The 13967-nt window shown below is 61.3% G+C and carries 12 protein-coding genes; 7 read left to right on the top strand and 5 right to left on the bottom strand.

Translation table 11 applies throughout. The annotated features are described in order from the left end of the window. The first annotated feature begins 168 nt into the window (after positions 1 to 168). Positions 169 to 909, top strand: a complete 741-nt coding sequence (locus ACU688_RS05040) for an ABC transporter permease (protein ID WP_448183872.1) — start codon at positions 169 to 171, stop codon at positions 907 to 909. Further along, positions 909 to 1622 (top strand): AAA family ATPase, encoded by a 714-nt coding sequence (locus ACU688_RS05045; RefSeq protein ID WP_448183873.1) that lies wholly within the window; start codon positions 909 to 911, stop codon positions 1620 to 1622. Before ACU688_RS05040 ends, ACU688_RS05045 begins: the two co-directional genes overlap by 1 nt. 11 nt (positions 1623 to 1633) lie before the next feature. Here ACU688_RS05045 and ACU688_RS05050 read toward each other — a convergent pair whose 3' ends face one another. From ACU688_RS05050 to pmrG, 3 genes are all read right to left on the bottom strand, one after another. Beyond that, a complete protein-coding gene (locus ACU688_RS05050; RefSeq protein WP_448183874.1) occupies positions 1634 to 3154 on the bottom strand; it encodes an ArnT family glycosyltransferase in 1521 nt (506 codons plus the stop codon). Beyond that, positions 3151 to 4806, bottom strand: a complete 1656-nt coding sequence (gene arnT, locus ACU688_RS05055; protein WP_448183875.1) for a lipid IV(A) 4-amino-4-deoxy-L-arabinosyltransferase — start codon at positions 4804 to 4806, stop codon at positions 3151 to 3153. The genes ACU688_RS05050 and arnT overlap by 4 nt, the downstream gene beginning before the upstream one ends. A 170-nt stretch (positions 4807 to 4976) precedes the next feature. Further along, positions 4977 to 5651 (bottom strand): lipopolysaccharide core heptose(II)-phosphate phosphatase PmrG, encoded by a 675-nt coding sequence (gene pmrG, locus ACU688_RS05060; RefSeq protein ID WP_448183876.1) that lies wholly within the window; start codon positions 5649 to 5651, stop codon positions 4977 to 4979. A gap of 274 nt (positions 5652 to 5925) precedes the next feature. Here pmrG and ACU688_RS05065 point away from each other — a divergent pair, with 274 nt between their 5' ends. From ACU688_RS05065 to ACU688_RS05085, 5 genes are all read left to right on the top strand, one after another. Further along, on the top strand, positions 5926 to 6594 hold the full coding sequence (locus tag ACU688_RS05065) for an ABC transporter ATP-binding protein (RefSeq protein WP_448183877.1): 669 nt from the start codon (positions 5926 to 5928) through the stop codon (positions 6592 to 6594). Position 6595: 1 nt separating this feature from the next. Then, on the top strand, positions 6596 to 9058 hold the full coding sequence (locus ACU688_RS05070) for an ABC transporter permease (protein ID WP_448183878.1): 2463 nt from the start codon (positions 6596 to 6598) through the stop codon (positions 9056 to 9058). Continuing rightward, positions 9048 to 10112, top strand: a complete 1065-nt coding sequence (locus ACU688_RS05075) for a lipocalin-like domain-containing protein (protein ID WP_448183879.1) — start codon at positions 9048 to 9050, stop codon at positions 10110 to 10112. Before ACU688_RS05070 ends, ACU688_RS05075 begins: the two co-directional genes overlap by 11 nt. A gap of 301 nt (positions 10113 to 10413) precedes the next feature. After that, positions 10414 to 11409 carry a hypothetical protein gene (locus ACU688_RS05080; protein ID WP_448183880.1) on the top strand — a complete coding sequence of 332 codons (996 nt, stop codon included), beginning with the start codon at positions 10414 to 10416 and terminating at the stop codon, positions 11407 to 11409. A 2-nt stretch (positions 11410 to 11411) separates the two neighbouring features. After that, positions 11412 to 11774 carry a hypothetical protein gene (locus tag ACU688_RS05085; protein ID WP_448183881.1) on the top strand — a complete coding sequence of 121 codons (363 nt, stop codon included), beginning with the start codon at positions 11412 to 11414 and terminating at the stop codon, positions 11772 to 11774. 1 nt (position 11775) lies between these two features. Here the strand turns inward: ACU688_RS05085 and ACU688_RS05090 are convergent, their stop codons facing one another. Both ACU688_RS05090 and ACU688_RS05095 read right to left on the bottom strand, forming a co-directional pair. Continuing rightward, positions 11776 to 12876 carry an SMP-30/gluconolactonase/LRE family protein gene (locus ACU688_RS05090; protein ID WP_448183882.1) on the bottom strand — a complete coding sequence of 367 codons (1101 nt, stop codon included), beginning with the start codon at positions 12874 to 12876 and terminating at the stop codon, positions 11776 to 11778. A gap of 72 nt (positions 12877 to 12948) precedes the next feature. Continuing rightward, on the bottom strand, positions 12949 to 13812 hold the full coding sequence (locus ACU688_RS05095) for a LysR family transcriptional regulator (protein WP_448183883.1): 864 nt from the start codon (positions 13810 to 13812) through the stop codon (positions 12949 to 12951). Positions 13813 to 13967 lie beyond the last annotated feature (155 nt).

A 13967-nucleotide genomic window follows, 5' to 3' on the forward strand; every position in this document is an offset into this window, starting at 1 on the left:
GTCGGAAAAAATGGTTTTGACGGTGCTGCTATATGCAATAGTTGGTTTTCCTGTTGGCTTGAATGAAACTTCCTAAAGATACTGTTTGGTTTTTTTCAGTGACGCTTGAAAGTTTTTCTAGAAAAACTATCTTGTTCGGGCAAGGTGCCGTTCACCATGAGGTGAGTGATGAGCTATTACCCATTATCTAAACCGTTTTTGTTGGCCGCCCTTTTTATTAAGGAACAATTGAAGGAACCCATTGCGCTGTTTTGGGTTTTCATCTCTCCTGTGGTGACCTTCTACTTGATTAGTTACACGAGAGCCCCACTGGGCGAGGTGCCCGACGGTTATCTTTCAAGTACTTCCTGGTTTTATTCTTTCGTTTCTTCGAGTGTGGCCCTGTTTGGTCTGGCGTTTTACATTGTCGGGCGAAGGGAGAGCGGGTTTCTTCGGTCATTTGTGTACACGCGCCAGACCAAGACAGTTTTTATCGTTGGGCAGTTTTTAGCCTATTCCGCGATGTCGGTTCTTTATTGTTCGGCGTTTTATGTATTTACTCGTGCCTATTTTGGTGTGATGAGTTTTGCTGAGCTGGTTGTGGTTGTGGGGCGGTTTTATATTTGTTTTTTGTTGTTTTCCACGCCTGCGCTTTTATTGACGCTGATCCCAATGGGCTTTCAAAACACCAATACCGTATTTTCAATATTGTCCTTCATGATGCTTGCACTGGGAATTATCAGCCTGGGGCAAAACCCCTTGCTTGGGATGTTCGCACATTTAAACCCCATGTGGTGGGCCAACCAGATTATGCAGTTTGGCGTAGTTGAGTCCTTGCCCATAGTCGTGGTCATCGTTGTTTTGTTTATGTGTTCATTTTGCATAACCTTGCGCTTTTTAAGTGTGAATCCGGTATGGAGTCGCTACTGATGAAACAGTTGATCGTGAATTCCCTCGATGTCAGTTATACGCGTCACGTGTTGTTTCGCGGTGCTTCGTTGCAGGTCGATGCGGGCGCTATCTCTGGTCTGTTGGGCCCTAATGGCTCGGGCAAGACCACTTTTTTTGATGTGCTCTGTGGTCTGAAGAAGGCGCAGGGCGGCGTCATAAGCAGTTCGTTTTCGAAGCTGCTCTACCTGTCGCAAATCATCAGTACGCCGGCGGTGTTTCGCATGTTTGATATTTTCAAAATGGCGATGATTTTTTGTGCTGACACACGTATGACGCAACGGCACGCGCTCGAGAAAATCGACAAGTGGAGTCCGGGCATCGCAGACCGTTATTGTGAAATCTGGAACAAGAAATCGTCCCTTTGCAGCTATGGGGAAAAACGTTGGTTTTTCACGTTGTCGCTGCTCTGCGCGAATGCGGATCTTGTGGTGCTGGATGAACCCACGGCAGGGGTGGACCCCGAATTTCGCTACCACATTTGGAAATGCCTGGAGGGCGCGGCGGCGGAGGGTGTCGCGGTGCTGGTTTCATCCCATAACGTTGATGAAGTCATCACTCACTGCGATGACTTCTACATGCTTAGCCAGCAGCGTTTCAATCGCTTTACCGATGCACAAGGTTTTATGGCCGCGTATGGCGCCAGCAGTCTGGATGAAGCCTTTATTCATGCGGCCAGCCTGCCCAAGGGGTAGAGCGTTCGGCTCTATTGACGTGCCGGCACGTACGCCACACTGCCTTCCTTACGCACCTTGAACAACCGCTCCCCATTGTCCGGTTGCGTCACTATCACCTGATGATCCACCCCCAGATACGCCAACGGCGTCGGGTCCTCCTGGGTGTATTGGGCGACGATGATCGTGTGCTGGGGATCGAAGTGCTGGCCGCTGGTTTTCTCCAGCCAGGCCATGAAGGCGGCGCTGTCGCCCTGGCGTGGGAAGTCCTGGTTTTCGCCGATGTAGTAGAAGGGCTTGCCGCCGTTTTGCAGATACATCGGCAGTTTGTTGTCGGCTTCCACCAGCACGATTTGCCATTGCTTCCAGGGCGCGCTTTTGACCGCTTCGGCGCGCAGGTCGTCGGCGAAGCGGGTCACGCCGCCGTTGCCGTTGGTCCAGGGGTAGGCCACGCCGAGGATCAGCAGCAACAGGCTGGCGGCGATGGCGAAGCCTATGCGCCAGCGCGGGCGTGCGGTGGGTTTTTTCAGCAGGTATTCGTGCAGCCACCAGGCGCCGAGCAGTTGGGCAAAGGGCACTAGGGGCAGCACGTAGTAGCTGCGTCGGCTGCCACTGGCGGTGAAGAACACAAACAGCAGGCCCAGGCCCCACACCAGCCAGCGCACATTGGGCGGCGTAGTGCGCCAGTGGCGCACGGCCAGCCACAGGCCGAGCAACCAGCACGGCGCCCATGGCAGGGTGTAGGCGGGCAGGTAGATCAGGTAGGTGTAGATCGGCCCCATATGGTCGAAAGGGTCGAAGAAACGCACCACGTTTTCCCGGAACACCAGGGCCAGGCCGCTTTGGCCGTAGGTCGGTGTGCCGTAGAAATGCGACAACACGAAGGGCACTGCATAGACCGCTGCGGCAATCAGCAGCGCCAGCAACAGGCGCAGGTTGAGGTGGCGTTTGTAGCGCTGCTCGCTGAGCACATGCGGCAGCAACACCAGGCCCGGCAGCACGAAGCCGATCAAGCCCTTGAACAGCGACGTCAGCGCCAGCAGCAGGAAAAATACCGTGTAGCGCCCCAGCCGTGTGTCCTCCGGGCCGCGCCAATACCACCACACCGCTGCGAGCACGCCGCACACCGTGAGCACATCCGCCGTGGCGACCCGTGCCCAGAACATGAAGTAGAAGGTGGTGGCGAGCATCCAGCCGGCAATCAGGCCGGTGCCCTTGTGCAGCAGGCGTTCGCCGATCAGGTAGACCAGCCACACGCTCAGCCACGCGGCGATTACCGAAGGCAGGCGCAGTGACCACGGGCCGAGGCCGCCCAGCACGTGCGCCAGGCCAGTGATCAGCCAGTAGGAGGGCAGGGGTTTGTCGTAGTAGGGCTGGCCCTTGAGGTAGGGGTCGAAGTAGTCGCCGGTTTGCAGCATGTGCAAGGCGATGTCGGCCCAGCGCGTTTCCGGGCCCCACAGGTCACGGCCGCCGAGCCCCGGCAAGAGCATCAGCGCCGTGACGGCGAGCAATAGCAGCAGGGCGCGGTGTTGGCTTGGAATAAGCCGGTTCATGGCAGTTTCGGGTAGATGATTAGTTGCAGGTAACCCTTGTCATAGCGGGTGCCGCCGGGGGGCAGTTGCCCGACTTGGCGCATCTCGCTGCTGCTGCCGGCGCGTACCAGCACGCCAACCGAGCCTTTCTGGCGCGCGTCTTTGAGCCAGCCTTGCACTTGGTCCAGGCTGATTTTGCGCTGCACGCTGTCTGAGTATTGCAGGCCGTAGCGCAGCTCACCTTCGGTTTCGTACAAGCCCACTTCTGGCCGTTGCAGGCGCCAGGCCAGGGCGCTGGCGCTTTCCAGTTCGTTGCTGAGCAAGGCGCTGGTTTGCTTGAGCTCGTCGAGGTGTTCAAGCACAAACTGGTCGGGCATCTCGTTGTCGGTCACCTGGGCCGGCATGCTCGCCGGCAACAGGATCACCAGCAAACCAATGCCCAACACCGGCGTCGCCCACAGCGTCAGCGGGCGGAACGCTTGCAGCAGGTTGGCGAGGATCCAGCCCAGCAGCACGATAAAGATCAGCGACAGGCTGAACATCTCCGCATGGCTGTTGCCGTACGGCGGCTTGCTGATTTGCAGGTAGATCAGCGTCACCATCGCAACCATGCCGATGGCAAAGTTGAGCAGGCCGTTGAGGCAGATCGCGCGGGATTTGCCTTGTTGCAGCAGCTCGGTCAACGCGTGGCCCATCAACAGCGCCAGGGGCAGCAGGCACGGCATGATGTAGGTCGGCAGCTTGCCGTTGCTCAGGCTGAAAAAGAACAGCGGCAGCAGCATCCACAAGGCCAGGAAGGCGATTGCCGGTTGGCGCCGTTGTTGCCACATCTTGGTCAGCGTGGCCGGCAGCATCCCCGCCCACGGCAGGCACGCCACCACCATGATCGGCAGGAAGAACCACCATGGCCGTGCGTGTTGCGCGGTGGCGGAGGTGAAGCGGCGCACGTGTTCGTTCCAGAAGAAGAACCGCCAGTAGTCCGGCTCTTGCACATGGATCGCCCACACCCACGGCAGGCACAGCAGCAACGCCACCGCCACGGCCAGCGGGCCATAACGCAGCAACTCACCCAGGCGGCGCTGCCAGAGCATATACGGCAGGGCAATCAGCACCGGCAGGGCCAAGGCGAGGAAACCCTTGGTCATGAAACCCATGGCACAGGCCACGCCCAACACCGTCCACGAGATCAGGCGGCCACGGGTGGTGGGGCTGTCGAGGGCAAACCACAGCGCGACGAGGCTGAGGTTGACCCAGAAGGTGAATTGCGGATCGAGGTTGGAATAACCCGCTTGCCCGGCAACCAGGCCAAAGCTCAGGTAGAGCAGGGCGCTCGCGAAGCTTTTGCGTGGGTCGTGCCACATGCGGCGCGCGACCAGGTAGGCCAGCCAGACGCTGAGCGCAGTGGTCAAGGCCGAGGCGATGCGCACGCCGAACAGGTTCTGGCCAAACACCGCTTGACCAAGGGCGATCAGCCAATAGCCGGCGGCCGGTTTTTCGAAGTAGCGCACACCCATGAAGTGCGGGGTGACCCAGTTGCCGCTCAGCAACATTTCCTGGCTGATCTGGGCGTAGCGGGTTTCATCCGGGATCCACAGGCCGTGCAGGCCCAGGGGCAACAGATAAAACGCGGCGAAAGCCAACAGCAGCAGATGCAGGGGTTTAAAGCGAATCATGAAAACGTCGCTCCTTGACGTTCGATGGATGGAAGTTGGGACATAGAAGTCATAGCGCAAACCTTCGAAGTTTCCACTAAGTTGTTGAAAATGTTCATGACATCCTTAACTAACAGGCACAACTAAACATGCCAGAAGATGGCTGTCGTTTGGCTGAACATGGAGAAGTGTTAGAACTGCTTGAGCGCGTTGGGCCAGTTTTGATTGTTGACGATGCCCAATACTTTGAACTTGGCGTTTGGCAGCACTTGCACGAACAACGAACTGCCGTATTGCGGGAAGGTGGCGTGGGGGAAACCCAGGCTCTTCTCGAAGTCGGCGATGCAACCGCTGTGGGTGACGAATACCAGGTTGCGTCCCGGGGCCTTGTGGCTGAGCAATTCTTCACCCATGGCCGTGCCGCAAACGGCGCGCTCGCCGGACGTAAAGTCGCTTTTGCCAAACATGAAACGCACGGTCTGGGCGGTGCGGATGGCCGGGCTGGCCAACACGTCGCTGCCTGCCATACCCAATGCAGCAAAGGCTTTGCCGAGCTTTTCGGCCTGCTGGCTGCCGTTCACCGTCAGCCCTTCGACGGGGCCCAGGCACGGGTTGGACGAACGGTCGCAGCGCTCTTCATGGCGCACCAGCACGATCACGTCACCGTCACGCCACAGCGGCATCACTTGCGAGGTCAGCAGGCGATTGCCGACGCCCAGGTCCCGTGGTGACGCGGGCCACAGCAAGCTGCAACCGAGCAGCAAACCCACTACGCCAATCCCCAGCCAGAGCCTGCGCAGGCGCTTGAAAAAGGCCCGGGGCAAGCGCGGCTTGGTCAGGGTAAGGTCAACCACTTCATTCACCATGGGCACCGTCGGCAATGTTGTACTAGTTAGGCGCAATGGCTTGGCGAGTGCCCTTAGTGAAACAGGAGGCTGTCACAGGGCTGCTGTCTTTTCGCTGAACGCGTTGCGGTTATAAAGTTGCCCGGTGGAGCAACTAACAAGTTGCCCACCGGTGACGCATGGCCGGTAATGTAGAGAACGGCTGGTGGGCAACCGGTGAAATCCATGTGAAAAATTTGCGTGGGCGCGCCAGCCAGCCGTTATCCTCGGTTGCAGTCCATTGGTGAGTGCTCCCATGTTGCAGGTGCAAGGTGTCCTTAAAAGCTATGCAACTCCGCAAGGCCCGTTGGCGGTGCTGGCGGGTGTGGATCTGCATCTGGCAGCGCGCAGCAGTCTGGCGCTGATGGGCGAGTCCGGCAGTGGCAAGAGCACTTTGCTGCACTTGGTGGCCGGCCTGGATCGGCTGGATGGCGGCAGCATCACGGTGGGCGAGCAGCGCCTGGATCAACTCAATGAAGCCCAACTCGCCCATTGGCGACGCACGCAAATTGGCTTGGTGTTCCAGCAGTTCAACCTGATCGGCAGTTTGCGCGTGGATGACAACCTGGCCTTCCAGGCGCGGCTGGCGGGGCGCTTCGATGCGCATTGGCAGGCGCAACTGGTGGAGCGCCTGGGCCTGGGGGATTTGCTCAAGCGCTATCCCGAACAGCTTTCCGGTGGCCAGCAGCAGCGGGTCGCGGTAGGCCGGGCGCTGGCCTCGCGCCCGGCATTGCTGTTGGCCGACGAACCCACCGGCAACCTCGACGAAGCCACCAGCGATGATGTCCTGCAATTGCTCCTGGAACTGTTGCGCGACAGCCCCACCAGCCTGTTGATGGTCACCCACAGCCCGCGCCTTGCCGCACGTCTGGACCGCCAGGTGGTGCTGCATCGCGGGCGTGTCGTGCCTGCGGGCGCCGTGTGAGATGGCCGTATTTTCTTGGGCGTTGCGCGCGCTGCTGAGCCATTGGCGGCGCCATCCCGTGCAGTTTTTCAGTGTGCTCACCGGCTTGTGGCTGGCCACGGCGTTGCTCACCGGGGTGCAGGCCCTGAACAGTCAGGCGCGGGACAGTTACGCGCGCGCCAGCCAATTGATCGGCGGTGAACCCCAGGCCAGCCTCAGTGCGCCGGACGGGGCCAGTTTCCCCCAGGCGCTGTTTGCCCAGTTGCGCCGGGCTGGGTGGCCGGTGTCACCGGTGGTGCAGGGGCGGGTGCAACTGCAGGGGCATGCCGACACGCGCTTGCAGTTGATGGGGATCGAACCGGTGTCGCTGCCGGGCAGCGGTGCGGTGGCGGGGCAGCGCTTGAGCCAGGCGCAGATGCTCGCCTTTTTTGCGCCGCCGGGGCGTACCTGGATTGCTCCGCAAACCTTGCAGGCCCTGGGGCTGCGTGAGGGGCAGCAACCGATGACGCTGAGCGGCCACGTGTTGCCACCCTTGCAAGCCCAGCAGGACATGGCGCCCGGCGTGTTGCTGACCGATATCGGCTTTGCCCAGCCGCTGCTGGACATGCCCGGTCGCTTGTCGCGCTTGCTGGTGGACAAGACCTATGCGGCAAGCCATCCCAGGCCACCGGAGGGTTTGCAGTTGAAACAGGGCGAGGACAACAACCTGTCGCGCCTGACCGAAAGCTTCCACCTGAACCTTGATGCCCTGGGCTTCCTGTCCTTTGTGGTGGGGCTGTTTATCGTGCACGCCGCCATCGGCCTGGCCCTGGAACAACGTCGCGGCCTGCTGCGCACGTTGCGCGCCTGCGGGGTCAGCGCGCGGTTGTTGATCCTCAGCCTGGGGGTGGAATTGGGCGTGCTGGCCTTGCTCGGCGGTGTGCTTGGGGTTGCCAGCGGCTACCTGCTGGCCAGCCTGTTGCTGCCGGATGTGGCCGCCAGCCTGCGCGGTCTGTATGGCGCCGAGGTTCCCGGCCAACTGAGCCTGCGCCCAGGCTGGTGGGCTGCCGGGTTGGGGTTGAGCCTGCTCGGGGCGTTGCTTGCTGGCGCCAACAGCCTGTGGCGGGCGGCGCGCTTGCCCTTGCTGGCGCTGGCCAACGCCCAGGCCTGGCATGAGGCCCATGGGCGCTGGTTGCGGCGCCAGGGCTGGGTGGCCACGACCGCGCTGGTGATCGCACTGCTGTCCTTGCTGCTGGGCGATAGCCTGGCCGCCGGGTTCGTATTGATGGCGACCTTGTTGCTGGGCGCCGCACTGGGCTTGCCGGTGATGCTCAACGGGCTGCTCAAGGCGGTGCTGGGGCGCAGCCGCTCGGTGCTCGGCCAATGGTTTCTTGCCGATTGCCGCCAACAACTGCCGGCCTTGAGCCTGGCGCTGATGGCGTTGCTGTTGGCGCTGGCGGCGAATATCGGCGCGGGCTCCATGACGTCGGGTTTTCGCCAGACCTTCACCCATTGGCTGGAGCAGCGCCTGACGGCCGAGCTGTACCTCAATCCGCAAAATCCCCAGCAGTCGGCACACTTGCAGACCTGGCTGGAGGCGCAACCGCTGGTGCAGACCGTACTGCCCACCTGGCAGGTCGCGGTACAACTGCAAGGCTGGCCGGCGGATCTGTTTGGCGTGGTCGATGACCCCACCTATCGCCAGCACTGGCCGTTGCTGGAGGCGGCGAGTGATCCCTGGGACCAATTGCTCGAAGGCGACACGGTGATGCTCAGCGAGCAACTGGCGCGACGCCTGAACGTGCAGTTGGGCGCTACGCTGGCCATCCCCACGCCGCAGGGTGCGTGGACGCCGCAGGTGGTGGGGATCTACGCCGACTACGGCAACCCCAAGGGCCACTTGCTGGTCAATGCCCGCCACCTGTTGGCGCACTGGCCGACGCTGTCACCGGCGCGCTTCAACTTGCGCGTGCAGCCGCGCGATGTGCCTGCGTTGGTGGCTGAAGTGCAGCGGGTGTTTGCCCTGGAAGACAGCCGCATCGTCGATCAACAGCAGCTCAAGGGTTGGTCCAGCCAAGTCTTCGAACGCACCTTCGCCGCCACCGCCGCGCTCAACAGCCTGACCCTCGGCGTCGCCGGCGTGGCGTTGTTTATCAGCCTGCTGACCCAAAGCCAGAGCCGCCTCGGCCAACTCGCACCGCTGTGGGCGCTGGGGGTGACGCGCCGGCAATTGATGCTGCTGAACCTGGGGCAGACCTGGCTGCTGGCGGTGCTCACGCTGATCCTCGCGCTGCCCCTGGGCCTGCTGTTGGCGTGGTGCCTGGATGCGGTGATCAATGTGCAGGCATTCGGTTGGCGCCTGCCGTTGCAGGTGTTCCCGTGGCAGCTTGCGCAACTGTTGGGCCTGGCGCTGCTGGCGACGTTGCTGGCGTCGGCCTGGCCGTTGTGGCAGCTGTACCGCAGCCGTCCGGCGGATTTGTTGAGGACCTTTGCCCATGAAGATTAAGCCGCTGATGGGGGCGCTGCTGTTGCTGTTGAGTGGGTGCGATAAAGCCCCGGCGCCCGAGGAAAGCTTCGCCGGCCTGGGCAGCGCGGCGGCGGACTTTGCCCAGGTGGTGCCGGGCAAGGTGTTCAGTTTTCCTGAGGACCACGGCCCCCATGATGGTTTTCGCATTGAATGGTGGTACGTCACCGCCAACCTCAAGGACGCCGAGGGCAACCTGTTTGGCGTGCAATGGACACTGTTTCGCAACGCCCTCCAGGCCGGGCCGACGCAACCTGGCTGGCGCGACTCGACGGTCTGGTTGGGCCACGCCGCCGTCACCTCCGCCACGCGCCACTACGCCGCCGAACGCTACGCCCGTGGCGGCATCGGCCAGGCGGGCGCACAGGCGGTGCCGTTCAACGCCTGGATCGACGACTGGAACTTCGCCTCCCGCCCCGGCGCCGCCAGCCCGTTGGCGGATATGCAACTCACGGCCAGCGGCGCACAGTTCGCCTATGACCTGCACCTGACCTCCAGCCGCCCGTTGGTGCTGCAAGGTGAGCAGGGTTACAGCCGCAAGTCCGACCAGGGCCAGGCGTCGTACTACTACAGCCAGCCGTTTTTCAGCGCCACGGGCAGCGTGCGTATCGACGGCACCACCTACCAAGTCAGCGGCCCGGCGTGGCTGGATCGCGAATGGAGCAGCCAACCCCTCGCCGCCAATCAGAGCGGTTGGGACTGGTTTTCCCTGCACCTGGATCGCGGCGAGCAATTGATGTTGTTCCGCGTGCGCCAGCAGGACGGCCCGGGTTACCTCACCGGCACCTGGATCGACCGGCAGGGCCACACCCAGACCTTGCGCAACGCCGATATCCAACTGACGCCCTTGGCCACCACCGACATCGATGGACGCAGGATTCCCACGCGCTGGTCGCTGAAAATCCCTGGCAAGCAGCTGGATATCACGACCGAGGCGGTCAACCCGAATGCCTGGATGAACCTGAGCATTCCCTACTGGGAAGGGCCGGTGCGGTTCGACGGTGGGGTGGGTTACCTGGAAATGACCGGGTATTAGGCGAATGCCACTCCGCCAAGACAGGGCCCGCGCTGGCAATTACCTGTGGCGAGGGAGCTTGCTCCCGCTGGGCTGCGCAGCGGCCCCAAAATCTTGGGAGCGCTTCGCACTCCAGCGGGAGCAAGCTCCCTCGCCACAGGTGCAGTGGTGTTACGGGTTTCGGGTGGTATCTGTAAGCAGTGTTTCTTCGACTATGTAGGCAACTTCCCAAACTGATTTTCAACCCGCCTGGGCTTGTGTCCGGGGCGGGAGTGCTTGCTTATATTTCGACGCCATCTCTATTGGATTCGGGATGTGGGGCATGGCGCAGGGCTATATCAATAATGAGGTGATTGATCTCACCAGTCTGAAAACCCGCTTGATGGGCCACGGCTTGAGCCGCGAGCGCTCGGACCATTTTGATGTATTGAATCACCACTTGCGCCACGGCTTGGTGACGCCGGGACAACTGGTGGTGATTCCCGATACCTACAGCGTCACCTGTTCCTGGGAGGAGGCGTGGTTGATGCGCCGTGCGGAAGAAGTGCGGCGCAACCTGGAACAGGATGCTGCGGCTGGCGCAGCAGTGATCAACGACTATGACCTGCTACAGAGCTTGCTGACCTACGGCTCGATTGGCGTCGGTAGCACGACCTCGGCCTGGGCGCGGCATCTGGATGAGGTGCTGCGTACGCTGGAGGAGATCGAGCAGTTGCATCAGCGCTTGAAGGCGGGCGGGTTGGAGCGCCAGGCGTTTATCCGCCAGCGTCAGGTGTTGTTTGAATTGCTGGATACCCAGGTGCGTGGTGCGGCGCGGTTTGGCACGGGGTTGCGCGGGAATCAGTCGTTGAAGAACGTGTTGGGGATTTCCACCAAGAGCTATCTGCACAAGGGCGAGATCGATGGGTATGCCAAGCGCATGGCGGCGATTGCGCGGGCGTCGAAGTGGTTGGGGAAGGGGACTTATGTGGGGTTGGCGATGGATGTGGGGGTTGCGGGGTTGAAGATCAAGGAGGCGTGTGTGGAGGGGCGGGATGCGCAGTGTAGGCGGGCGAAGTATGTGGAGAGTGGGCGGTTGGTGGGGGGTGTTACGGGGGCTGCGATTGTTGGGAAGTATGGTGCGGAGATTGCCCGTAGTGCATGCAAGATCGTGTTTGCCGTTCGTTTGAAAGAACGTGGCGGGCTGGCCTGTGGAATTATCGGCGGCGCTGCGGGAGGGTATTTGGGCGGTAATGTTTTTGGAGAAGGCGGTGCGTTTTTGGGTGGGAAAATTATAGAAAGCGATGGTGTTTTTATATTCCAACCAGAAGGGGCATAACCATGTCTTTTTTTCTTGTTTATACCATCGTCTGGATGGCTGGGGCGTTCGTGCTCTGGGGGCTGTTGCTTTTTGCGGAGTATAGAAAACTCGACGAGCTGGAAAGCTATTTCAGTGAAAACGAAAAAGTCCGCAGACATAAGCGCTTCTGGGGAAGAAACCAGCCGATAGACAAGTTTCACCGTATGGGCCTGATGGTCGACTTCCTTTCAATGCCAAAGACTCACATCAAGGCCGGTCTCGTAACTGAGGCCGAACTGGCATCTGTTCCTATGGCGCTGAGACGATGGGCACTGTGGCCCTATCGAATGGGTTATGTGTGGATCGTCGCATCCATCATCTGGGCGATCTGGTACCGATGGTGACTCACTCCCCCGCAATCGCCACCCCCAACGCCACCCGCGCCATCCCCGTGCCCTTCAACGATCCCAGGTACAACCACTGCCCATATTCGCGCGCCGTGGTGATCGGCGAGTAATTCCCCGCGCTGCCATCCTGCAAGTTCGCAATCACCTTGCCCTCGACATCCAGCCCCAACACAAACGCCCTGCGCTCGATCGGCTTGGGCACCACCATCAACGCCCGCACCATCACCTTGCGCAGCATCGGGTACCCGGCAAAGCTATCCAGCAGGGGATTGCGCGGCGAATACAGGGCCACCCAGAAACGATCCCGCCCATTGAAACTGAGGTTGTCCGGCAGCCCCGGCAGGTTGTCGATAAACAGGTCATGGCTGCCAGCGCGTTCGCCCTTGAGCCAGTAGCGGCTGATGCGATAAGCACCGGTTTCATTCACCAGCACATAGTCTTCATCCGGGCCCAGGGCCACGCCGTTGGCGAATTGCAGATGCTCCAGCAACACCTCGGTGCTGGCGTTGCTGAAGTCATAGCGCAGCAGGCGGCCGTCGCCGCCGTGTTCGATCACGGCTTCGCCATCCTGGCCGTAACCCCAGCGGCTCGATGCATCGCTGAAGTACGCGTAGCGCCCGCTGGCGTCGACGATCACGTCATCGGTAAAACCAAAGGGCACGCCGTTGGCCGTGGTGCTCAGGGTGGTGAGTTGGCGGTTGCTGTCCAGCGCGAGCAGGCCCTTGATGCCGTCGGCAATGATCAAGCGCCCATCCGGGTGCAGTGCCAGGCCCAGGGGGCGCCCGCCGGTGTTGGCCAGCACTTCCAGGGTGTCGCTACCCGGCGCGGTGCGGATGATGCGCCCGTCATGCAGGCCGCTGAGCAGGAAACCTTCGGCATCCAGCACCAGCGCTTCGGGCCCGGCGATGCCCTGGGCGCCGGTTTTTTCTACGCCCTTGAGGCGCTGGTTTTCAGCGTAGGGCCCGTGGGTCATCGACGGCGCCTTGGGCGGTGCCCAGTTCACCGGTTGCACTTTGGTGGGCATCAGCAAGAGGAAGGCCACCACCGCCAGCAGCAAGACAAACAGCAGATGACGCAGTTTTCGTGAGCGGGTACGCATGCCAACTCCTGGCTTTTTTGATGGGGCTTGAGCGTAGTCCGGCTGGAAAAATCTGCTAGTCGCGTTTGTGTTTCAAAGTACTGGGTCCCAGCGTTGCGACCAGTCACTCTCGGCCTTGACCACGTCACGCAGCAGTTCCAGCGCCTGCTGCAACACCGCCGAATCCCGTGCCCGCGAATACACCAGGTAGGTGGGGAAACTGAACTCCGGCGCCTTTGGCACGCGGCGCATCACGCCGCTGTCCAGGTAGCTCTGCACCACCCGCGTGCGGAAGTACCCGGCACCGCCGTTTTCGAGGATGTACTGCAAGGCCAGCGGCCCGAGATTGAAACTCAGCGCCGCCCGCGCCTTGTCGGGCAGGGCGGCGTCATGTTGTTGGCGAAAACCCGGACCCCAGTCGATATACACGTAGGGCGCCGGGTTACTGACCAACTGCACCAGGATCAGTTTCTCTTCCAGCACCTGCTCCACCTGCAACCCCGGCCAGTATTGCGGCTGGAACACCAGCGCGGCGTCGAGCACCCCCAGTTCCAGTTGGCGCAGCAGATACTCGCCCTCGCGCACCTCGGTACGGAGCGCATGCCCGGGGATATGCTCGCGCAGGGCCTGGGCCCAGCCGAGCATCAAGGGGTTGCACAGGCTGACCTCACCGCCGATATGCAGCACGTTGCGATAGCCCTCGGGCAGCGGCAGGTCGCGGCGCGCGGCTTCCCAGGTTTGCAGCAACTGGTTGGCGTAGACCACGAAGGCTTCGCCGTCGGCGGTCAGGCGGGCGCCGGCGCGGTTGCGGATGAAGAGGGTGCTGCCGAGCTGGCTCTCCAGGCTTTTGACCCGCGCGGTGATGGCGGTCTGGGTGACGTGCAGTTTCTCGGCCGCTGCGGCGAGGCTGCCGCAGCGGGTGATTTCGAGGAAGGTGCGTGCCAGTTCGATGTCCATGAAGCCCCCGGGTATGAATGGGGGGCATTGTAGTGGAATGCGGTTGGAACTGTGGGAGCTGGCTTGTGTGGGAGCTGGCTTGCCTGCGATGGCGGTTTGTCGGTGTACATATCCGTTATTTGGGTAACGGCTGATATTGGTTCCGCCCTTACGGC

This window comes from Pseudomonas acericola (SeqCode) (genome assembly GCF_053456465.1).